22 protein-coding genes are annotated in these 22,110 nt (G+C 59.5%); 9 read left to right on the forward strand and 13 right to left on the reverse strand.

Annotated elements, in window-relative coordinates:
• Positions 1-13 precede the first annotated feature (13 nt).
• The 4 genes from ACMX25_RS10685 to ACMX25_RS10700 all read right to left on the reverse strand — a co-directional run bounded on the left by ACMX25_RS10685 (position 14) and on the right by ACMX25_RS10700 (position 3,755).
• Entirely contained in the window at positions 14-958 is a 945-nt protein-coding gene (locus ACMX25_RS10685; RefSeq protein ID WP_414949746.1) for an alpha/beta hydrolase family protein, read from the reverse strand.
• Between the two features lie 29 nt (positions 959-987).
• Complete coding sequence (locus tag ACMX25_RS10690) at positions 988-1,170, reverse strand: hypothetical protein (protein WP_414949747.1); 183 nt, start codon at positions 1,168-1,170, stop codon at positions 988-990.
• 720 nt (positions 1,171-1,890) lie between these two features.
• Positions 1,891-2,820: an AEC family transporter gene (locus ACMX25_RS10695; RefSeq protein ID WP_414949749.1), complete on the reverse strand. Its 930-nt coding sequence runs from the start codon at positions 2,818-2,820 to the stop codon at positions 1,891-1,893.
• Positions 2,817-3,755 (reverse strand): NAD(P)-dependent oxidoreductase, encoded by a 939-nt coding sequence (locus ACMX25_RS10700; RefSeq protein WP_414949751.1) that lies wholly within the window; start codon positions 3,753-3,755, stop codon positions 2,817-2,819. The genes ACMX25_RS10695 and ACMX25_RS10700 overlap by 4 nt, the downstream gene beginning before the upstream one ends.
• Positions 3,756-3,805: 50 nt before the next feature.
• Here ACMX25_RS10700 and ACMX25_RS10705 point away from each other — a divergent pair, with 50 nt between their 5' ends.
• The gene (locus ACMX25_RS10705) at positions 3,806-4,663 is read left to right on the forward strand and encodes a LysR family transcriptional regulator (protein WP_414949965.1); all 858 of its coding nucleotides are present in this window, start codon (positions 3,806-3,808) and stop codon (positions 4,661-4,663) included.
• Between the two features lie 46 nt (positions 4,664-4,709).
• Here the strand turns inward: ACMX25_RS10705 and ACMX25_RS10710 are convergent, their stop codons facing one another.
• The 3 genes from ACMX25_RS10710 to ACMX25_RS10720 all read right to left on the reverse strand — a co-directional run bounded on the left by ACMX25_RS10710 (position 4,710) and on the right by ACMX25_RS10720 (position 7,635).
• Positions 4,710-5,324, reverse strand: coding sequence for an HAD family hydrolase (locus ACMX25_RS10710; protein WP_414949752.1), 615 nt, complete (start codon positions 5,322-5,324; stop codon positions 4,710-4,712).
• Positions 5,325-5,482: 158 nt separating this feature from the next.
• The gene (locus ACMX25_RS10715) at positions 5,483-6,199 is read right to left on the reverse strand and encodes a flagellar brake protein (RefSeq protein ID WP_414949753.1); all 717 of its coding nucleotides are present in this window, start codon (positions 6,197-6,199) and stop codon (positions 5,483-5,485) included.
• A gap of 542 nt (positions 6,200-6,741) precedes the next feature.
• On the reverse strand, positions 6,742-7,635 hold the full coding sequence (locus ACMX25_RS10720; RefSeq protein ID WP_414949754.1) for a LysR family transcriptional regulator: 894 nt from the start codon (positions 7,633-7,635) through the stop codon (positions 6,742-6,744).
• 165 nt (positions 7,636-7,800) lie between these two features.
• Between ACMX25_RS10720 and ACMX25_RS10725 the strand changes: the two genes are divergently transcribed.
• Entirely contained in the window at positions 7,801-9,180 is a 1,380-nt protein-coding gene (locus ACMX25_RS10725) for an NAD(P)H-dependent oxidoreductase (RefSeq protein ID WP_414949755.1), read from the forward strand.
• A 95-nt stretch (positions 9,181-9,275) separates the two neighbouring features.
• A complete protein-coding gene (locus ACMX25_RS10730) occupies positions 9,276-10,580 on the forward strand; it encodes an MFS transporter (RefSeq protein ID WP_414949756.1) in 1,305 nt (434 codons plus the stop codon).
• Between the two features lie 65 nt (positions 10,581-10,645).
• On the opposite strand, the gene ACMX25_RS10735 is transcribed toward ACMX25_RS10730, so the two are convergent.
• The 4 genes from ACMX25_RS10735 to ACMX25_RS10750 form a co-directional block, all read right to left on the reverse strand.
• Positions 10,646-11,689, reverse strand: coding sequence for an alpha/beta fold hydrolase (locus ACMX25_RS10735; protein WP_414949758.1), 1,044 nt, complete (start codon positions 11,687-11,689; stop codon positions 10,646-10,648).
• Positions 11,690-11,905: 216 nt separating this feature from the next.
• Entirely contained in the window at positions 11,906-13,225 is a 1,320-nt protein-coding gene (locus ACMX25_RS10740) for a sensor histidine kinase (RefSeq protein WP_414949759.1), read from the reverse strand.
• Positions 13,222-13,962: a response regulator gene (locus ACMX25_RS10745; protein WP_414949760.1), complete on the reverse strand. Its 741-nt coding sequence runs from the start codon at positions 13,960-13,962 to the stop codon at positions 13,222-13,224. The genes ACMX25_RS10740 and ACMX25_RS10745 overlap by 4 nt, the downstream gene beginning before the upstream one ends.
• 126 nt (positions 13,963-14,088) lie before the next feature.
• Positions 14,089-14,460: a GFA family protein gene (locus ACMX25_RS10750; protein ID WP_414949761.1), complete on the reverse strand. Its 372-nt coding sequence runs from the start codon at positions 14,458-14,460 to the stop codon at positions 14,089-14,091.
• 175 nt (positions 14,461-14,635) lie between these two features.
• Between ACMX25_RS10750 and ACMX25_RS10755 the strand changes: the two genes are divergently transcribed.
• Positions 14,636-15,217: a thioredoxin family protein gene (locus ACMX25_RS10755; RefSeq protein ID WP_414949762.1), complete on the forward strand. Its 582-nt coding sequence runs from the start codon at positions 14,636-14,638 to the stop codon at positions 15,215-15,217.
• A 73-nt stretch (positions 15,218-15,290) separates the two neighbouring features.
• Positions 15,291-16,646 carry an epoxide hydrolase family protein gene (locus ACMX25_RS10760; RefSeq protein ID WP_414949764.1) on the forward strand — a complete coding sequence of 452 codons (1,356 nt, stop codon included), beginning with the start codon at positions 15,291-15,293 and terminating at the stop codon, positions 16,644-16,646.
• A gap of 71 nt (positions 16,647-16,717) precedes the next feature.
• Here the strand turns inward: ACMX25_RS10760 and ACMX25_RS10765 are convergent, their stop codons facing one another.
• A complete protein-coding gene (locus ACMX25_RS10765; RefSeq protein ID WP_414949766.1) occupies positions 16,718-17,467 on the reverse strand; it encodes a nicotinamidase in 750 nt (249 codons plus the stop codon).
• 295 nt (positions 17,468-17,762) lie between these two features.
• Here ACMX25_RS10765 and ACMX25_RS10770 point away from each other — a divergent pair, with 295 nt between their 5' ends.
• The 4 genes from ACMX25_RS10770 (at position 17,763) to ACMX25_RS10785 (ending at position 21,461) form a co-directional block, all read left to right on the forward strand.
• The gene (locus ACMX25_RS10770) at positions 17,763-18,497 is read left to right on the forward strand and encodes an SEL1-like repeat protein (RefSeq protein WP_414949768.1); all 735 of its coding nucleotides are present in this window, start codon (positions 17,763-17,765) and stop codon (positions 18,495-18,497) included.
• A 123-nt stretch (positions 18,498-18,620) separates the two neighbouring features.
• On the forward strand, positions 18,621-19,073 hold the full coding sequence (locus tag ACMX25_RS10775) for an AEC family transporter (protein ID WP_414949769.1): 453 nt from the start codon (positions 18,621-18,623) through the stop codon (positions 19,071-19,073).
• 136 nt (positions 19,074-19,209) lie between these two features.
• Entirely contained in the window at positions 19,210-19,638 is a 429-nt protein-coding gene (locus ACMX25_RS10780; protein WP_414949770.1) for a YciI family protein, read from the forward strand.
• Positions 19,639-19,697: 59 nt separating this feature from the next.
• Complete coding sequence (locus tag ACMX25_RS10785; RefSeq protein WP_414949771.1) at positions 19,698-21,461, forward strand: MOSC domain-containing protein; 1,764 nt, start codon at positions 19,698-19,700, stop codon at positions 21,459-21,461.
• A 13-nt stretch (positions 21,462-21,474) separates the two neighbouring features.
• Here the strand turns inward: ACMX25_RS10785 and ACMX25_RS10790 are convergent, their stop codons facing one another.
• Positions 21,475-22,050 (reverse strand): NnrU family protein, encoded by a 576-nt coding sequence (locus ACMX25_RS10790; protein WP_414949773.1) that lies wholly within the window; start codon positions 22,048-22,050, stop codon positions 21,475-21,477.
• Positions 22,051-22,110 lie beyond the last annotated feature (60 nt).

A 22,110-nucleotide genomic window follows, 5' to 3' on the forward strand; every position in this document is an offset into this window, starting at 1 on the left:
GGTTGCGTGCCGGTCATTTCCCTACGACAAACCTTTGAAGGTCGGCCCGCACTGAGTGAGCCTTGAGCCATTCGAGGGGGATTTGCCATAGCGATGTTTCGAATCGGCTATGGAAAAACGCGAAGTGGCCGATCTCGCGATGCCCGATCGCTTCCGGCGGAATTCGCAGATGGGTGTTCGGGCTGTTCTTGAAATAAGCAAGCAAACGTTCGATGGCCGATGCCGTTCCAAATTCGTCATCGGTTACGCTGAGCGCGAGCGTTGGTGCATGCAGAGCGGCGAACCCCTCGACCAGTTTGGCGCGTTCCGCCTCCGTCAGGGCGTGTGGGCCGCGCTGGAACGCATCTTCGAACCTGGGTTGCGGCGCGATCCAGTCACGCACGACGCCGCGCGGTGTGTCTTCCATCCAGCCGAGTCTGCCACCGGGAAAATAGCCGAGTGCCGCTGTGAGCAAGGGCATGATGGCGTGCCATTTGATCAGCATGCCGAATCGTTTGTGGTTGGCGTAGTCGCGCCAATGGGCGAATTGTGCGCCCATGGTAAAGACGCGATCGACGAGGTGATTCGACGGAGCGATGCCCACCAAGACCCCGCCTACGCTGTGGGCTACTACCTGTACAGGTTGGTTAGGAAACGTGCGCGATGCCATCTGCAATACCGCTTCGAAATCGAGGCGACCCCAGTCGAGCCATCCGGCGTTCAAGTTGCGAAGTGATGCTGGGCGCGAGCCGCCGATGCCTCGATAATCGTAGGTGATGACGTCGAAGCCGTTCGTGTGGAGGAATGCGGCGAAGCGTGAGTAGTAGCTGCATCGGACCGATGTGGCCGGGTTGATGATGACCACGGGGCGGGGTGGGTTTGTGGCGGGGTCGTTGTTTTGGCGCCATAGATGGCCTTTTAGGACATAACCGTCTTCAGCATGTATCGTGATTTGGGTCGGATCGGTCGTCGTTTGCATTCGGCTGGTTCTGGAGTTAGCGGTCTGGTTCATTGCCGGGTTGCTGCTTTCCAGGTATTCGCGGGTTTTATTCTTGCTGTTTTCTTTATCACTATTAGCCACTGCGCGTGGCGGCGCGTCATTTCTTTGTCCAAAGCGACAAAGAAACGAAGCAAAGAAAGCGCTTTTAACAGCACTACCCTAAGTGTCCACAGCGTGCAGTTTTGATTCATGGGTGCCCCAAAAGCACGGTGCTCGCCAGAGCCACGGATATGTGAAACCCTCCTTCTCGCGAATCCTGACAGTAAAACGCTTCGCCCCGTACGTTCTCGGGCAAGCACTAACGACTGAACCTGCCCAAGGAGCGCTCCGCGCTATCCGCGTAAAACCAACCTAAAAATTTGTATGCATGCCGAACCATTTTTACAACCCACCAAGAAACGAGCTGCAGAATGCGTACAGCCGAACCCCGGAAATGACAGCGCAAAGCGAGCAGCTAACCCGCGAAGAACCGCACCCATAAAAGCGCGTGAGGCCGTGCGGGTTTGCGGGGCACTGGCGCTTGCCCGAGAGCGTACGGGGCGAAGCGTTTTACTGTCAGGATTCGCGAGAAGGAGGGGTTCACACATCCGTGGCTCTGGCGAGCACCGTGCTTTTGGGGTACCAATGAATAGAAACTGCACGCTGTGGACACTTAATTTTTAGAGAGGTGAAAGCGTTTTCTTTGCTTCGTTTCTTTGTCGCTTTGGACAAAGAAATGACGTGCCGCCACGCACAGTGGCTAATAGTGATAAAGAAATCAGCTAGCACTAAACCCGCTAAGACCTGGAAAGCAGCAACCCGGCGATGAACCAGACCGCTAACGCAGAACCCGTGCAACCCGGCAATGAACCAGACCGCTAACGCAGATCCCACCAATCCAACCTTACCCCCGAAGTGCGAACGAAAACCTCTTAGTGCAGAACAAACCAAGCAGCCCCCGGAAACGTCACAACACTGACAAAAGTCGACAGCAAAATCGACGCAGAAACCCGATTCGAATCGGCATCATACCGCTGTGCGAGCACATAAATATTCCCCGCCGACGGCAAGCACGCAATCAGAACGCCAGCCTGCACCCAGAACGATTCCAGCATCATCACACGGCTAAGAACAAACCAAGCCAACACCGGATACAAAACAAGTTTCACGAAACTTATCAGACATGCAGCAACAGCGGTACCTCGATCAAGACGCTGCAAAGCGAGCGCGCCGCCCAGTGCAAAGAGCGCCGTCGGACCCGCAGCACCACCAAGAAACGCCAGGAAGCGTGCAACGGGCCCGGGCAGTGCGAGCCCCGTGCTTGCCAGCAAAGCGCCCAACACAATGGCCCCAACCACCGGATTGAACACGGTGCCTCTAAGAATCTGCGAACCGATGCCGCGCCTGACATCGCCATTCGCCCCCATCAGCACGCCGCCGATAGACAAAAGCACCATGATCTCCGCCAATATCGCCATGGCCAACGGACCCGCTCCGCGCTCGCCAAAGAAAGCGAGCATCAATGGCGGCCCAAGAAAACCCAGGTTGCTCACCGTAGCCGTAGTCGCGTGCGCCCCTGCCGCGGCAACACTCGACGCAGCGATCAAACGCGACACCCCCAGCACCAGCACAAAGACGACCACACCCGATGCAAGGTATCCCGCATAGAAGCCGGGATTGAACGATTGTCGCAATGGCTGCCCCGCGATAAGCCGCAAAACAAGCGCTGGAAGCGCAAAACGAAACGAGAAGACGTTGAGCGCATCGAGCGCACCCGAGGCCAAAAGATGCGCGCGCGTGGCCGCCCATCCTACCCCAATGACACCAAAGACCGGCAGGCTGAGCAGGAAAAATCCGATCATCGCTGGAGGCCGCTGCGCGCTTCAATTGCCTTGAGCACAGCGGCCATGTCCACATCCCCCAGGCCAAGGCCAAGTGCCTCGCCATAGAGCGCGTGGCAGACGTCCAGCAGCGGTGAGGCGATGCCGTTTTCACGCGCCGCCTCGGCAATCAAGCGGTTGTTTTCCAGTACGTTGGAGATCGCCGCTTGCACCGAAAAATCCCGCTCGATAAGTTTCGGCGCCTTCACACGCGATACATCACTCGCCATGGGCCCGGCGTTCAGCACGGCCAGGAACTGGCTGAGGTCGAGCGCGTTGCGCCGGGCGAAATGCACGGCTTCGGCCAGCCCCGTGACGAGTGCGATCAGGAACAAATTGATCGATAACTTCATCAGCAGGGCGTTCGGAACCGGCCCGCACACCATGGTCTCGCGGCACATCGGGGCGAGCAACGGGCGGACGGCTTCTACGGCATCCGCATCGCCCGCCAGCATGGCAACGAGCTGGCCCGCCTCGGCAGGCTTGCGCGATCCTGAGACGGGCGCCTCGACGTAGCGCCCGCTAGCCGAGCGGATTTCGGCTTCCAAACCACGCGAATACGCCGGGGAGGTCGTGCCCATGTGGACGATCGTGCGGCCGTGTACACGAGATGCGAAGCTGGGGCCGCCACGGTCGAGGACCGCGTCAATAGCGGCGCCATCGACCAGCATCAGGATGACGGTCGGGGCGCGCGCAAACACCTCAGCCGCATCGTGCGCAAGTTGCGCGCCGGCATCGACCAAGGACCTGGTCTTCGCCAGCGTACGGTTCCAGATCACGAGTGGCGTACCGGCTTTCGCAAGGTTTAGCGCCATCGCTTCGCCCATCGCGCCGAGCCCGATAAAACCGAGCGTTTGTGTTGTCATGCCATTCCCGAATTGCTTAGCTGAATGGCACTGTATTCCGCGCGGTCGCATTAGAAAATCGATACTTATTGATGCAACGCATTACGATACATAATATGTCCATGACCCAGAATCTCGACATCAATCTCCTGCGGACCTTCGTCGCCGTGGCGGACCACGGCAGCATGACGGTGGCCGCGAACAGCCTGCATCTGACGCAAGGCGCAGTAAGCCAGCAGATCAAGCGGCTGGAGGAATCGTTCGATTGCAGTCTGTTCGAGCGCGAGGGACGCCGGCTTGAACTGACCCGGATCGGCGAACGTTTTCTGGGCAAGGCCAAACGCCTTCTCGGGATGAACGACGAGATCTGGGCGGATATGGCGACGCGTCCGTTACAGGGGCCGCTACGCATCGGCGTGCCGTATGACCTCGTGGGAACGTGCTTCCCGCCCATCTTCAAGGCGTTCGCGGAAGCCTGCCCTTACGTGGAGATATCGCTGATGTGCACGACGTCGCCCGACCTCTCCAAAGCGCTGGCGAGCGGTTCGCTCGACCTCGCGGTCATAGAGGCGGCCACGGGCGAAGCGGCGGGCGAATGCCTGCGTGTCGAACGGCTCGTCTGGGTAGGTGCAAGAGGGGGCATGGCGCATCTGAAGCGGCCGTTGCCGGTTTCGATTGTGGCGGAATCCTGCGCGTTCAGGCCGGTCGTTTTACAAGCGCTCCGCGAGAAGAATCTCGAATGGCGGAGCGTGTTCGAGAGTGGCAACATCGAGGCGACCACGGCAACGGTGAGAAGCGACCTGGCGATCACTGCATGGCTTGCGTCCACGGTTCCAGCCGACATGGATATCCTCGATACAGATACCGGCATGCCGGCATTGCCGAACTTTGCAATCAGCCTGCATTTGCCGTCCAACACCGGACCGGCGGCGCGGGCATTCGCACAATACGTTCGCGATGGCGTGTTGCGATGGTCGTGAGCTTCGCGCTGTTGCATCGTAAGAAATCGGGGTCCTGCAACGCGCGCTAAAGCAATTGCCAACGCTTGAGTTCTTCTGCCAATGCATCGACGCTGACAAATTTGTATCCATGCAAACCGGCGTTGATCGCCCCGGCGACGTTGGTGTCTGTGTCGTCGATGAAAAGCGTTTCGTCCGCTTGCACGCCAAGCTGTTCGAGACATCGAAGGTAAGTTTGCGCCGCCGGCTTCGCTGCACCGAACGAAGCGGACGCATACACGTGCGGCCCGAAGAGCCGCGCGACGGGAGGATTCAGATAACCAATATGATCCGTGACCAGGCGGCAATTGTTTGTCAGCACCGCAATCTGGCAACGGCCGGCCACTTGTGCGGCGAGTGCAAGCACTTCGGTGTAAGGCGTGATCGATGCATGCCGGGCCGCCAGCCAGTCGTCGCGATGAATGGGGCAGCCCAGCAGGTTGCTTAATTCGCTTAAGTACTCGTCGTCGCTGATCTCTCCGGCGTCGGCGCGCGCTTCCAGCCCGGACCCCCAGATGGCGTGACGCACGGCGTCGGGCGACTGACCTGACACGGCCGATAAATGCTCGACCCGGGCGGCGCGGTCGTAGTGGGACAGGACGCCTTCCATGTCGAACAGGACGAGCGCGGGAGATGCGGTCATGTGGTCGGCCTCGCGGAAGAAGCTTTCAGCAGGCGAACCATAGATGGGGCAACATGCCCTGGACTCGCTGGAAGATTCTATTGTGCCCCGACGAAAAACACCGTGGTCAAACAGGCCTTGACGTTGCGGACGGCTCCCGGCCCCTTAACAAGTCCGAATCAGATCTGTTCCGCCATGAGCGACTTCAACGCAATGCGCTGCGACGGTTCAAGCTTCTCGAATTCCAGTCCGTAGGCACCGTTTTTGCCTTTTGCATCGACTCCTTGGACATGCCGCACTATCGCGTCGCAATCAATGTTGACGTCGGTGTCGTCCGTGTTGAAACGAAACGACAAATGGAGCCGGTCGTCGAGCTTCGCGTTCGGCTCGGCGACGGCCAACGACATGCCGAAAGGACTGATATCGCGGATCAGGCCAAGTTGAGGCGTGCCCTCGCCGCTGTCCGCGTTGAAAAAATGCGCTGGCATGTGCGTGGTCACGCGTATGAACTTGCGTGCCCGCAAGCGGCGGATAACGCCAGGCTCCGACAACACCAGATAGTGAAACGGTTCATGGCACACGGCCTCAACGGTGCAGGCGAACTGGAACACCGACCGCGTTGTCAGCGCGACCAGTTCGACTTTCTCACCACGTGCGAGGTCCAGCGGCTGATGCCCTGAGATCACGGGTTGGGTGATGAAAACTGCGCGTGCGCGGCGCGCTCCGGGCGTGGAGAAACCAATGACGCGGCTCGAATACATGGCGGACCCGGGGGCCGCTCGCAAGCCCAGGCGCGCACCGATTTTCAAGCCGATAGTGTCGAGTGTGAGATGTTCGGCAGACTCATTCTCGAGCGCATCGGCATCAGCGTGGGCGGTATGCGCCGAATTATTCACGCCGTCTCCGGACGCCTCTTCGAACTTGGAGGGCTCGAAGTTTTCGAACAGGAATGTTCGCGCGGCCTGACTTGGTAATGTGGAGCCGGCTTCGATTAACAGAGCACCATCTGCACTAACGATAGACCATGCTAGCGGCTCTCCAACGGGAACGTCATTGAGCGAAAGACGGCTGGACGCTGAAGGTGATGGTAAAACGGAAACTTCATCGGTCATAGTCTGAGTGCGGAAGGTCGAAGCAGCGATGATGGTCTAACCCGCTTCTCGGCCGCTGCTCATCGACTCCGAAGCTGACTACGCGAACCATAGGGTGACGCCGTTGGGCGTTGGCGGTCCGCCTGGACATGGCTGATCGCCAACCGGTTCCGGTAGCCGATATATTAATATTTTTACGATCTAATAGGCCATCAACTTGCCGGCACGGATCCTACCCGAGGCGCGGAGGGAATGTTGATGTCGATTGGCAAGGTCTTGCATGCAGCTTGAACCCCACGACGTATGGTTAATCGCAAGCACGTCAGCGTTAGAGCGCGCAGGAGCTTTCACACCCAGAACAACCCTGACGCACTGCATTCGGCGCGAATGAAATCCGCTATGAGCTTGACCCGCGCTACATCGTGCGAGTCCGCATGCGTAACGAGCCAGTAGGAACGGCTGAGCGAAATTTCATCGGGGAGAAGACGCACGAGAGTACGGTCCGTGCGCGCAATAAAGCACGGCAACACACCAATCCCCGCGCCGCCGCCCACTGCCGCGGCCTGACTAATCACATTCGAAATACGCACGGACGGCGTCAGCGACGTGGAGATCTGCGACAAGTAATCGAGCTCCGCACTCCACATCAAATCTTCGACGTAGCCAATCCACGGATGATCGAAGATATCCTCAAACGTGGTGATGGGCGCATGCGTGTCGAGGTATCGGGGCGACGCATAAACCCCAAGCGAATAATCATTGAGCTTGTGGGCGTAAACCCGCCCCTGACTAGGGCGCGTCATGCTGACTGCAATATCGGCTTCGCGCTTGGACAAGCTGAACATGCGCGGATTGGCGACCAGTTCTATCTCCAGGTCGGGATGCATGGCGGTCAGCTTCGCAATTCTCGGCGCAAGAAAATAGGTGCCGAATCCCTCAGGCGTACCAACCCTTACCGTCCCCGTCAATCCAACTGATGGATCGCCCAAACGCGCGTTGATGCGCAGAGCGAGGCTCTCCATCGCCTCCGCATCGGTCATCAAGCGTTCCCCTTCGGGCGTCAGCAAAAAGCCGACTGAACGCCGCTCGAATAGCTGCACGCCAATGCTTGCTTCAAGCGCAGCAACGCGCCGGCTAAGCGTCGAATGGTCTACGCCCATTTGCTGCGCTGCGACAGTGAGACGTCCCGCGCGAGCGACGGCGAGGAAGGCTTGCAGGGAATCCCAGTCAAATCTCCGCATGGGAATTTTTGCACAGCGCGGTTGTGGAATTGCCCATTCTATTGCAAAAAATTGGCTGCTATCTTTGGCTTCATGTCCTTCCCCGATGAAGGCGCGGTTCGATCCCGATCAAGCCAACGACAGCGGACCGAGATTCAACCCTATGAATAAAGTAAAGGAGACAGCATGTCGCTTATCGCGAAACTCGAAGCTCGTGCCCAGGCAGGACGTCCCGTCAGAGTAGGACTGATCGGCGCGGGCAAATTCGGATCCATGTATCTGTCGCAGGCGTCGCGCACGCCGGGCATTCATCTCGTCGGCATCGCGGATATCTCGCCGGCGCGGGCACGCAACGCGATGCAGCGTGTCGGCTGGGAAGAAGCGCGTTATTCGGCGAGTTCGTGGGCAGAAGCTTTGCGCAGCGGCTCGACCTTTATCACTGACGACGCCGACGCGATGATCGCCAGCGACCACGTCGATATCGTCATCGATGCAACAGGCAGCCCCGCAGCAGGCATCCACCACGCGTTGCTGTGCTGCAAGTACAAGAAACACATCGTGATGGTCAACGTCGAAGCTGACGTGCTTGCCGGTCCGCTACTTGCACGGCGCGCGGCGGAGGCGGGCATCATCTATTCGATGGCTTCAGGCGATCAGCCCGCGTTGATTGCGGAACTGGTGGACTGGGCGCGCACGATCGGTTTCGACGTCATCTGTGCAGGCAAGGGCACCAAGTATTTGCCGGTCTATCACCAGTCGACGCCGGACACCGTCTGGAGTTATTACGGCTTCACGGAAGAGCAGGTTGGTTCCGGCGACTTCAACGCGCAGATGTTCAACTCCTTCCTCGACGGCACGAAGTCCGCGTTGGAAATGGCGGCGGTATCGAACGCATGCGACCTGCGTCCGCCGCCCGACGGCCTGGCGTTTCCCGCCTGTGGCGTCGACGACTTGCCTGAGTTGCTGCGCCCGGCCTCCGAGGGCGGAATCCTGCCGCATCGCGGCAGCGTGGAAGTGGTGTCGTCGCTTGAACGCGATGGTCGTCCCGTGTTTCGCGACTTGCGCTGGGGCGTCTACGCCGTTTTTGAAGCGCCCTCCGATTACGTCCGCGACTGCTTCGCGCAATACGGCCTGAAGACTGACAAGAGCGGACGTTTCGCGGCCATGTACAAGCCGTATCACCTGATCGGCCTCGAACTCGGGGTATCGATTGCGAGCATTGCGGTGCGTGGCGAGGCCACGGGCGCGACCACGGGGTTCCACGGCGACGTTGCGGCTACAGCCAAGCGCGATCTGCGTGCAGGCGAGCGGCTGGACGGCGAAGGCGGTCACACCGTCTACGGCAAGCTGATGCCAGCAGTGGACTCCCTGCTGCACGGCGCGCTGCCCATTGGCCTCGCGCACAACATGGTGTTGCAACGTCCGGTGGCGGCCGGGCAACCGGTCCGCTGGACCGACGTGGCCTTCGACGCCACCAAGGAAGCCGTGCGTGTGCGTCTCGAGATGGAGGCGATGTTCCGCAAGGAACTTGGTGTAGAGGTGGCTGCCGAAAAACTCGCATCGTGAACGAGCCGCAAGTGCATCATAAGCATCCCTGATCGATGGCCGGGCGTCCGCCCGGCCGCACTCTATAACGTCCGGTAAAGGACGACGGAGGAGACATGAGCCATATCAGCGAAACCCTATTGGTGGCGCCGGCGGCGCGTACCGACGTCTACCGCAAGATCAGCTGGCGCATCATGCCGTTTATCGTGCTGTGTTATTTGTGCGGTTATCTCGACCGGGTGAACGTCGGTTTTGCCAAGTTGCAGATGCTGAACGACCTGCACATGAGCGACGCGGTCTATGGCCTCGGTGCGGGCATCTTCTTTATAGGCTATTTTATTTTCGAGGTGCCCAGCAACCTGATCCTGCATCGGGTCGGCGCGCGCATCTGGATTGCCCGGATCATGATCACGTGGGCGATTATTTCCGCGTTGACGCTGTTTGTGAAAACCCCGGTGCAGTTCTACACCGCCCGTTTTTTTCTGGGCGTGGCGGAAGCTGGCTTCTCGCCGGGGATCATGTTGTACCTGACCTATTGGTTTCCTGCGAGAAAGCGGGGCTTCGCGCTTGGCGTGTACTACATTGCGATTCCGTTGTCAGGCGTAGTCGGTGGTCCATTATCAGGCTGGGTGCTTAGCAGCTTCAGTCATTCGACCGTCATGGCGGGATGGCAGTGGCTGTTCCTGATCGAAGCGCTTCCGGCGCTGCTTTGCGGTATTGCCGTGTTGGCCCTGATGGTCGATCGCCCCACGCAGGCGAAGTGGTTGACGGATGACGAGAAGGCGTTAGTCACAGGAGAAATCGACCGGGAAGATTCAGAGAAGACAACGCACCATAACCTCGGCGCTATCCTTGCCGATCGGCACATATGGAAACTCTGCGCGGTCTACTTCTGCCAGATCATCGGCTTGTACGGCATCAGCTTCTGGCTGCCGTCGATTATCAAGGACTCCGGCCTAAGTGATGTATCGACGATCGGCTGGTTGTCGGCGATTCCTTACCTTGTCGCCATTCCCGCGATCGTGCTTACTGGCATGAGCTCGGACCGCTTCCGCTCACGCCGGATGCATTTTTCAGTGCTGGCTGTGATCGGCGCAATCGGATTCGCTGCGAGCGGTTATGTAGGTCACCATCCAACACTTGCGGTGATCTGGCTGAGCGTGGCGGCTGCGGGCATATTGTCGGCGCTGTCGTTGTTCTGGAGCATTCCGTCGTCGTTCCTTGCCGGGACTTCAGTGGCCGTCGGCATTGCTGGCATCAACTGCGTTGGGAACCTCGCCGGCTTTGTCTCGCCCTATGCAGTAGGGTGGCTTAACGTGACAACGCACGACAATCGCATGGGCCTGTATTTCGTGGCCGCGTGTCTTGTGCTCGGCGCGTTGCTGGTGCGAACCGTTTCGGGGAAACTCGCGGATCGTTGAGGGGGAGCTGGGGTGCCGGCATGGGTGACTGGTCAGTCACCCATGCTGTTACTAGACTCGCCCGGTTAAAGCTGCGCAACATCAATGACTGCATCGGCAAATGCTTTCGGCGCTTCCTGCGGCAGGTTATGGCCAATGCCGCCGTCGATGTTCCGATGCTGATATTTGCCAGTGAACTTCTTCGCGTAAGCGGCCGGATCGGGATGCGGTGCGGCGTTGGCGTCGCCTTCCATGGTGATGGTCGGAACAGAAATGGCCGGCGCCATCGCCAGACGCTTTTCGAGCTCGTCGTATTGCGGCTCGCCCTTGACCAGCGCCAGGCGCCAGCGGTAATTGTGAATCACCACCGCGACGTGGTCCGGGTTGTTGAACGATTCAGCCGAGCGCTCGAACGTTGCATCGTCGAAATTCCATTTAGGCGACGCGGTATGCCAGATCAGCTTGTTGAAATCGTGACGGTTCGCGGCATACCCCGCTTGACCGCGGTCCGTAGCGAAATAAAACTGGTACCACCAGGCAAACTCGGCCTTAGGCGGCAACGGCGTCCGGTTCGCCTCCTGGCTGCCGATCAGATAACCGCTTACTGACACCATCGCTTCGCATCGCTGCGGCCACAGCGCCGCAATAATATTCACCGTGCGCGCGCCCCAATCAAAGCCGCCGAAGATTGCCTTGTCGATCTTCAACGCGTCCATTAACGCAATGATGTCGACAGCAACCACGGCTTGCTGGCCGTTGCGAGGTGTATCTGCGGAAAGAAACCGTGTTGAGCCATAACCGCGCAGATACGGCACGATCACGCGATACCCAGCGGCTACGAGCAACGGCGTGACTTCGGCGAAACTGTAGATATCGTAGGGCCAGCCGTGCAACAGGATCACGACCGGTTTATTCTGCGAGCCCGCTTCGGCATAGCCAATGTTTAGCGCGCCGGCGTTGACCTGGCGAATAGTGTCGAACGAAGCAGCGCGCGTGGCAGCTTGCGTGCCGGCAGCGGGTGCGTTGGACTGCGCCTTGGCGAGTCCGCTTAGTCCCAACTCCATCAAACTGAGTCCTGCAACTGTTGTCCCGAGCAGGCGGCGACGTCGGGTATTAATTGGGTCCGGCATTCTTGATTCTCCTTGAGTAGTTGCTACGCCAAGCGCGATGTATCTGTCGTCTCGCTTAACGAAGCCAGGCTGTCTGGCCTGGAATCATTAGAACCCGTGGATGTATCTGGCTTGTGTCTGCGAAGAGGGCCAGTGAAACCTTATGTATTCAATGACGGTGTAGATACATTGAGATACAAAGACGGACATGCCCCGTAATCACTGAGTTATCCGAATCTATTTGGCGGATTTCAACAACAGCCTTGCTTCCAGGCCGCCGTCGGGCCGGTTATGCAGCGACAGCGCTGCGTTCATCGCCAGAGCAAGTTGCCGCGCGATCGCGAGGCCGAGTCCGGTACCACCGGTTCCGCGGTTGCGTGACTCTTCCACCCGGTAGAAAGGTTCAAATACCGCTTCCAGTGCCTCAGCCGGAATACCCGGCCCGCGATCAAACACTGAGACCGTCACCTCTCCGCCTTGCAGGGCAGCAACCTTGATCTCTGCCGCTCCGCCAAACTTCAGCGCGTTATCGACGAGATTGCCCACGATCCGTCTCAGTGCCTGAGGGCGCGTCACCAGTGGAGTGGCAATGTGTCCCTGCAGCGAGACGTCCTTGCCGGCATCGATATAGTCGAGCACGAGGCTGTCGAGCAGCGCATCGGGATCGATACGCAGCGGCGCTTCGCTGGCGCCGTGCATGGTGCGTGCGTACGTCACGCCTTCCTTGACCATCGTTTCCATTTCATGCAGGTCCTGCTGCAGCTTTATTCCCTCGTTGCTTTCATCCATCACGTCGAGGCGCAGACGCATTCGGGTAATCGGCGTTTGCAGGTCGTGCGAAATCGCCGCGAGGATCTGCAGGCGTTCAGTCATGTACGACTTGATGCGGTCCTGCATGGCATTGAAAGCCCGGGCCGCACGCGCGACTTCGTCCGGTCCGTCTTCCGGCAGCCGCTCCGCCTGCAGGTCCGGGCCTAACGTATCGGCCGCGCTCGCCAACTGGCTCAAGGGGCGCGTAGCCAGCCGTACCGCCAGCCAGCAGCACGCGGCCAGCACTACTAATTGCAGGACCAGCAGCCACGATAACCACGGCGACAGCGGTGCGCCCGGCATAGGGCGGTAATCGATTGTCAGCGGCGTGCCGTCGCTCAGTTGCAGATGAACCTGCAAGCGCTCAGGGTCACCCGGGACCGCATTGGCCGTGAGCGGATAACGTTTTCCGATGCCGTCTGCAATCGATTGAGCCACCCGCGCGGACAGATTCGCGTCCGGCGGCGCGCCGGTGACGCCGGGCCCCAGAACAAAGGTGTAGGTGCGCCGCGCCAGTCTTGGCAGCCACGCGGCGCGTTCGTCAGCGGGCAGATGATCCAGAAGCGCGACGGAGCTGGTGACCTCGCGTTCGATGTAACCCATCATCACGTTATTCATGGTCTGGTCGCGTTCTGTCATGGTGAGCCACACCGACAGCGTTTGTACCAGCGCAAGGCCGACAAAGAGGATCAGGGCAAGCCTCGCGAACAGCGTGCGCGGCCAATGCAGCAATGCATTGAGCTTCATGGCTTGCCTTCGATCATGTTCACCGCCGCCGAAAATACATAACCTTCACTGCGCAGCGTCTTGATGTAACGAGGCTCGCGCGCGGTGTCCTGCAAGCGCTGCCGCAAGCGGCTGACCAGCAGATCGATCGAGCGGTCAAACGCATCGGCCTGGCGGCCCTGGGTCAGGTTGAGCAACTGATCCCGTGTGAGTACGCGCTGTGGATGATCGAGGAACACGCGCAGCAATCGGTACTCCGCGCCGCTGAGCGCGACCATGGTGCCTTCAGCGTCGAGCAGATGGCGCCCTGTGGTGTCGAGCCGCCAGGCGCCAAAGCTGATCATTGGCGCAGATTCCGTCACCTGCATGCCGGGCGGCAACATGCGGGCGCGGCGCAACACGGAGCGGATACGCGCCAACAGTTCGCGCACTGCAAACGGCTTGGACAGGTAATCGTCGGCGCCCATTTCCAGCCCGACGATGCGATCCGCTTCCTCGCTGCGAGCGGTCAGCATCAATACCGGCACCGAGCGAAACTTGCCTGCGCGTAATTCGCGGCACAGCACGAGGCCGTCTTCGCCGGGCATCATGAGGTCAAGCACGATCAGGTCGGGCGCACCCAGCTCCAGGACTGCACGCATCTGGCGGCCGTTTGCAGCGAGCGACACGCGCATGCCGTTCTTCTCGAGATAAGTGGCAAGCAGTTCGCGGATACCGCGATCGTCGTCGACGATCAATACGTGGTCGGTGTTTTCCATCGATGAATCAATCCTTCCGACGATAAACGCGCACCCGGTTCACATTGACCAGCAGACACCGCACGGGGTGCGCCATTTCTGTTGCGAGTCCGCCCGCCAGGAAGGCGAGAATTGCCATTAGCCGTCTCATGCATGCTCCACGACGGAGAGGCTCGCGCCATTGGCTACGCCGGCCTCCAGCGTATACGGGTCAATACCTTGAAGGCAACCGATGTTCGCGCGCCAATGCTGCGGATCTTTGCGCGTTTGATGGAACGGATAAATTCCGCAATGCTTGCAGAAGTAGTGCTTAGCCGCGCGCGTATTGAACTGATACAGCGTCAGCGAATCCTCGCCGCTCAGGATCTTCAGGTCGCCGGCCGCGAACGTCGGCGTCATCAGCGCGCCCTTGCGCCGGCACACGCTGCAGTTGCAACGCGTCGCAGGGGTGAGGGCGGTACGGACTTCGAATTTCACGCTTCCGCAATGACAGGTTCCGTTCAGCACTTCGGTACTCATGGCGTTCTCCGCATTAGGCATGGCTGCTTTATAGCCCACTACGCGCGACGCTTTGTATCTCAATGTATCCGGGCGCTTCCCTGACACAAAACATTGCACCGGGCGGCGTTGGCGACACAAGCCAGATACGAGCGGGCGTTCAAATACAGCCATGCTCACCACTCGAAGGACTGTCATGCTCTCCCGAATCAAAACCGCCGCTACCGTCACCCTCTTCGCCGCAGCCGTTGCAACCGGCGCGCTGGCCATCACAAGTCTCGTTGCGACTCCCGCGGCCAGTGCTGCCGCAAGTGGCGCTGGAAGTCCGCTTGGCAGCGCCAATAGCGCTCCGGAATTCACCGGTATCGATAAATGGCTCAATAGCGATCCGCTGACCATGCAGCAGCTGCGCGGCAAGGTGGTACTGGTCGATTTCTGGACCTATACCTGTATCAACTGTATCAATGTGCTGCCTTATGTGAAGGCATGGAATCAGAAATTTAAGGACCAGGGCTTGGTGGTTGTCGGCGTGCACACGCCCGAGTATCCATTCGAGCGCAACACGGACAACGTCAAGACCGCCATCAAGCGGCTTGGCATTACGTATCCGGTCGCGCAAGACAACCGCTATGCAACGTGGAACGCCTACAACAACCAGTATTGGCCCGCGTTCTATCTGGTCGACAAGAAAGGGCACGTGGTCTACACGCACTTTGGCGAGGGTGACTACGAACAGACCGAGGCGAAGATCAAGTCCTTGCTGGCGGAAAACTCGTGATTCGTCGCACGATGCCCTTAGCGCTTACTGTGCCATTGATTGGAATTCCGCTTCATCGTCACACGGAGGTTTTATGTTAAATAACGTTCTTCCGCCATCGCCGTCTCGCCGTCGTTTTGTTAGTGTGGCTGCGGCGACTATGGCTGCGGGCTCATTAAATCAGTTCGCTTTCGCGAAAACTAATCAAACGATTACTGAAGTTGCACAATCGACGAGCGGCGACAAGACGGCGATTCGTCCGCTTCGTGTGCACGTGTTGGAAGCGCAACTCATCGATCTGCGAAGACGTATAAAAGCAACGCGATGGCCCGAACGGGAAACAGTCACCGATGACTCGCAAGGCGTGCCGCTCGCGATGATCCAGGAGCTCGCGCGTCATTGGTCGACCGACTACGACTGGCGCAAGTGCGAGGCGAAACTGAACGCCTTGCCGCAGTTCGTGACGGAGATTGATGGGCTGGATATTCATTTCATTCATGTTCGCTCGAAACATGAGAATGCGATGCCGCTCATCGTCACGCATGGGTGGCCCGGCTCGGTCATCGAACAGTTCAAGATTATCGATCCGCTGACCAATCCAACGGCGCATGGTGCGAGTGCGTCGGACGCTTTTCACCTGGTCATTCCATCTTTGCCGGGCTATGGTTTTTCCGGCAAACCGGCCACGACCGGTTGGGGTCCGGAGCGCACTGCACGTGCTTGGGTCGTGTTAATGACGCGCCTTGGATACACCAAATTCGCGGCGCAAGGCGGCGATCTGGGCGGTATTGTCGCGAACGTGATGGCTAAGCAGGCGCCACCGGAATTGCTAGGCATTCACGTTAATTTTCCCGCGACCGTTCCGCCCGAAATTGTAAAGGCGCTTCAAGCGGGAGACCCGCCGCCGCCCGGTCTGTCGGATGACGAAAAGCACGCCTACGAGCAGCTGAGCAGCGCCGCCAAGAAACGACGCGCCTATGCGTTGGAGATGGGCACACGCCCTCAAACGCTCTACGGATTGTCGGACTCGCCCATTGCGCTGGCGAGCTGGCTGCTCGATCACGGCGACGGATATGTTCAGCCTGCGGCCGCACTGACCTCGGCCGTATTCGGGCACCCCGTTAATGGAGAGTCCGCGGGCGAGTTGACGAGAGACGACGTGCTCGACGACATCACGCTCTACTGGTTGACGAATACAGGAATCTCCGCAGCGCGCTTTTATTGGGAGTCTCACTTCAACTTTCTGGCCGCAGCCGATGTATCAGTCCCGGCGGCCGTGAGCGTGTTTCCTCGTGAGAACCATCAGGCTCCGCGGAGCTGGACAGAGCGTGCGTATCACACTCTCATCTACTACAACCGGGTCGATAGAGGCGGGCACTTCGCCGCGTGGGAGCAACCGCAACTATTCGCCGAGGAGGTTCGCGCGGGTTTGAGACCGCTGCGTACTTGAAAAGAAACAGCCAAACGCCGGAGGACACATGCTCCGCGCGTCAGGGGTCCAGACACGCGCGCAATATCCGCTCACGTCGACAAGATATCTTGTGACTGGATCCGCTTTACGCCCACGCGATCCATGTTTTTGCGCGCGGCCGCAAGCGAGCCGTTGAGATCGATCGGACGCGTTGCATCTTCGATCACATAAGCCTGGAACCCCGCCTTGCGGGCATCCATTGCTGTCCATGCAACGCAGAAATCAGTCGCCAGTCCGGTCACGAACACGGTGTTAATACGCCGCTGCTTCAGGTATCCCGCGAGGCCGGTTTCTGTCTTGTGATCGGCTTCCTCGAACGCGGAATAGCTATCCATGTCCTTGTGAAAACCCTTGCGTATGATCACTTGCGCAGTCGGCAGCTTGAGGTCCTTGTCGAGCGCGGCGTCGTCTGTGCCCTGGATGCAATGGTCCGGCCACAAGACCTGCGTGCCGTATGACAACTGCGCTGTCTCGAACGGCTTCTTGCCGGGATGGGAACTGGCGAACGACGCGTGTCCCACCGTGTGCCAGTCCTGCGTGATGACAATGTTCTCGAACTTGCCGGCCAACTCGTTGATGAGCGGCACGACCTCGGCGCCGCCTTTCACCGGCAACGTTCCGCCATCGATGAAACAATTTTGCACGTCCACAACGATCAACGCAGACTGACTGCCGGGCTTGATGTGCTTGCCTGATGTTGCGGATGCTGCCAAGACGCTCAGGCTTCCAAGGCCAAGAAGATGGGCCAGACCGAGCGCGGCGGTCGACCTGATCAGTGTCCTGCGATGGTTTTCTCCCACGGTGACTCCCCTTTTTGATTGAAGCCACGATCATAGAGGCGCCAAATTTATTCCACGCTCCATTTTGATGCATGTGTCTTATCGAAGAGCCCGGCATAAGCAGTTGCATAAAAACGCAAACAACCGGCCTTCGCGTCGCCGGGGCCAGACGCAAATCCCGCGATGGGATTGACTGCGTGAGGCACCGGCGGTATCTTTTTCGCCGGAGTACTACTTCCCCTGCGCCGCTTCGCAGTCCATTTTGATTCCGTGCCGGCTGTGGAGGCTCGTTTGCACAGAAACCTGGACCGAAGTCATGCGCATTTACTTCCAGAACGCGTCCATCCCGACGCGGGCCGTTGATCGGCTCAAATACCGCCTATCGCTGAAGGAATCCCAGGCGCGACAGGTGACCTCCGAAGTCTTCGGCTATAAAGACTGGACCGAGCTTCACAGCGAGCTGGGCAGCAAGGCAGCGTCTGCGCTCGACGAGGCGTGCGACAGCACGGCCCTGACCGAGAGACGCGTCTATCAGGCATCGCAATTGGTCGCATCGCACGTTGATCTTCAAGGTGAAGCCGCGGACGAGTTGGTTCATTGGTGGCAACCATCGGCCGCGAATCCGCAAAAAGAGGGCGGCGACTCAACCGACACGCCGTTTGCCGGTTCAAAGGAAGAACTAAGTTTCCAGGAAGCGCTAACCACGTTGGCGCACGCCGCGAACCAGCCCGTTGGCCACTTCGAACATGCGCTCACGACCGGTATACGCAGGACCGAAAACGATAGCTCGCTGAGGTTTGCGGAATCGATTACTGATGAATTGCTAAGCGGCAACCGAAACCGGGAACCCGAAGTGGCGCGTCATCTCCTCGAGGCGTTGGCCTCGCGAGGACTGCCCCGGTCGATACTCAACCTCGCGATGAGCCTGGGTCTTGGCGATGGTGGACCGAAAGACGAAAAGAGAGCCGCAGCCTTGCTTGAGCAGTTGGCTAAATCTGCATCAACGCCCGATGATCTGAAGCGGATTGCCGAATCACGCTTAGGAGCCTAGCGCCGGCGGAAAACAAGGTCGTGAACGGGATGCGGTTCGATCCCGATCCCGATCCACGCTACGAACGGTCACCATGCATCTCGCCGGCACCATCCTTCCGATCTTTGAGATCATCCTGACGGGATGGCTTGCCGGCGCCTCCGGCTATCTGCCGCGCCGCTGGTACGGCAGATAGCCACCAACCCCGTCATCCTTGCGACCATTTTCGGGCTGCTTTGGTCGATCCTCGGTTCGCCGCTGCCCAGGCCGGTTGCGTCGATTCTCACGATGCTTGGCGAAGCCTTGACGCCATGCGCGCTGTTCGCCATTGGACTCGATCTGACACTCACCGAACTGCGCGAACGCCTGGGTCTTTATGCGCTGCTGACGGCGCTCAAGCTGGCTGTCATGCCGCTCGTGGTCTACGCGCTTTGCGTTGCGACGGAACTCGACCGGACCGCGACCATCGCCGCCGTCGTGTGCGCGGCCGTGCCCGCGGTTGAATACGATGTCGAAAAGACCGTCGTCGGCGCAGTGATCTCGATGAGCACGCTGTTTTCGGTCATCACGCTGCCCGGCTGGCTGTACGTCCTGTAGCGCGGCATTCAATCTTTTTTAAGCGCCGGTGCAATTGGCTGTCGAATTTGGGCGCGCTCACTCGTCGTTGTGCTGAAGACCTCGCAAGTCTTCTCGAGATAATCAGTGAATCACTTTTTTCCACAGGAGAAACGAAATGCGCGTGATGGTCATGGTCAAGGCGACCGCCGAATCCGAAGCAGGTCAGATGCCGAGCATGGAACTTATCGAAGCGATGACCCGATACAACGAAGAACTCGTCAAAGCGGGCATCATGCAAAGTGGCGATGGACTGAAACCGAGTTCGGCGGGCGTGCGCGTCAAGTTTTCGGGCAAGGACCGGACCGTCATTGACGGTCCCTTTTCCGAAACCAAAGAACTGATCGCCGGGTATTGGCTCTGGCAAGTCCAGTCGATGGACGAAGCGATCGAATGGGTTCGCCGCTGCCCGAACCCGATGCCGAGCGAATCGGAAATCGAAATTCGGCCTTTCTTCGAACCCGCGGATTTCGGCGAAGCGTTTACGCCTGAACTTCAGGAGACCGAAAGCCGGTTGCGCAAGGAGATCGACGCGCAACGTCGCTAATGGCGCTACGCGACGCAGTGCGCGCGGCCTGACGTAAATTGACTTCCACGGAGGGAAGCATGGCTCGACTGTTATCGGTGAACGTCGGACTGCCGCGCGACATCGACTGGAAAGGCCGCACGGTCCACACTGCAATCTGGAAGGAGCCGGTGCATGAGCGTTGCTGGGCCGGCCGGTTGAACCTCACCGGCGATGGTCAGGGTGACCTGGGCGGACACGGGGGCGAGCAGCGGGCCGTGTTCGTCTATCAGATCGAATCGTATCGCCATTGGCAGGCGCAACTGAAGCGCACCGGTTTTGTCCACGGCCAATTCGGCGAGAACTTCACGATCGAAGGCATGCCGGACTCTGCGGTGTGCATCGGCGATCGCTATCGGATCGGTACCGCGTTATTCGAAGTGACGCAACCGCGGGTCACATGCTACCGCGTCGGCATCCGGACGAACGAGCCCCGCATGGCTGCGTTGTTGACTTCCGGCGGACGGCCTGGGTTCTATCTCCGTGTCTTGCAGGAGGGTGCCGTCGGCGCTGGCGATGACATCATAAAAGTCGGTGAGGCAACAGAGCGCATGAGCGTCGCCGAGATCAACGCGCTTCTGTATTCGCCCCATCATCCGCGCGATCGGTTGGAGCAGGCGTTGCGTATCGATGCCCTTTCGCCCGGGTGGCGCGGGTCGTTCGAGGCGTTGCTGCGGGACCAGACGACGGGTGGTGCTAGCGGGAACGCAGGACTTGCGCCTGCCGTCGCTGCGCATCCGGTCGCGCCAGGATTTCGACCGCTCACGGTGACGGCGATTGAACCGGCGTCCGCCGATGTCCTCTCGCTGACGTTGCGGAGCACGAGCGGTCAGTTGCTGCAATCGGCACTGCCGGGCCAGTACGTGGTGTTGCGTCTGCCTCGACCCGACGACGGGCCGCCACTCTTTCGCAGCTACTCGCTTTCGGGCGCTGCATCGACGGAACGCTATCGGATCAGCGTCAAGATCGAGCCGAATGGGGCAGCGGGAACCTACCTGCGAACGCAGCTTCATGTGGGCGATGCACTCGATGTCAGCGCGCCGCGCGGCAGTTTTGTCCTGCGGCGGGGAGACGGTCCGCTGGTGCTGCTCAGCGCTGGAATAGGCGTGACGCCTGTCCTTGCCATGCTGCACGCGCTGGCCGCAGAGGGCTCGACGCGGCAGGTTTGGTGGCTCCACGGCGCTCACGATGGACAGCACCACGCATTCGCCGATGAAGCCCGCGGTCTTGTGCATGCACTGGCGCATGCGCGCAGCTATATCTGCTACAGCCAGCCGGAATCGAGAGAGCGCGTTGGGACGGCTTTCGATGCGACCGGGCATCTGTCGCGGCAGGCTCTTGACGAGGCAGGTGTGCCGCGAGACGCGAATTTTTACCTCTGCGGCCCGTCGCGTTTCATGGCGGACATGAAAGTGATGCTCGCCGGTCTGGGCGTCGCACCGGAGCGGGTTCACGCTGAAAACTTCGGCGGCGGTCAGGCGATGACACCTGGAATCGTCGGCGCTCCGATGCGTGCGCCACACCTGCCGGAAGACGATGCCGACACCGGGCCACTCGTTTCATTCGCGCGCAGTGGTATTGCAGCGCACTGGAATGCGGCGGTGCATCCGAGCATCCTGGATCTGGCCGAAACGTGTGACGTACCGGTTCGATGGTCGTGTCGAACCGGGGTGTGTCATAACTGCGAAAGCGGACTGGTTTCGGGGACGGTCAGCTATGGTCCAGAGCCACTCGACATGCCTGCGCAAGGGAACGTTCTTATCTGTTGCGCGCAGCCGGGTGGGGATATCGTTATTGATCTGTGAGCGCAAATCCAGATCAGCCGAGCGGAGACACTCCCACCACGCGTGCATGGGCCCACAGCAGCATGAACGCGTACAGCCCCAACCCCACGACGACAACGATTACATCGTTCATGGCCGAAGGCGGCGCGCCCGGCACCGGGCGGACGTTGGCGCGCCGGCTAACCGAGATCAGGTCCGCCACTGCCCAGAGGAGGAACGCGCCGAACAGCAGCAGATCGTTCAGCGTACCGTTGGCGAGCAAATGCGCCACCGCCCACAAGATAACGGCGAGCAGCATCGGATGTCGGGTCAGGCGCTTGATACGACCCGGCAGATAAGCCGCGACCAGCAGCGGAAATACCGGCAACATGAGCAGCAATGTGAGGTGCCGCAGCGGTAGCGGCGGCGCGTAGACCACGACCGGTGTCTGCCGCGCGATGCCGTAACCGTAGATCATCGCGACCAGAGTGACGATCGACACCAGTGAATACAGTGCTCTCCATCCGTTCTTGCCCATGCGCGCGGCTTGCGCATCCCGCCAGAGTGGCGCGACGATGGAGACGGAATGGATACCGAGGAAAACCAGGAGACCTGCAACGAAGATTGTCATAGGTTCAATTGAATGTTGACAATAGCAATATCTAAAATAGATGCTGTGCTTTAGTTCGTC

Origin of the sequence: Caballeronia eucalypticola (assembly GCF_047608185.1) — a bacterium.
In the GTDB taxonomy this organism is placed as follows: domain Bacteria; phylum Pseudomonadota; class Gammaproteobacteria; order Burkholderiales; family Burkholderiaceae; genus Caballeronia.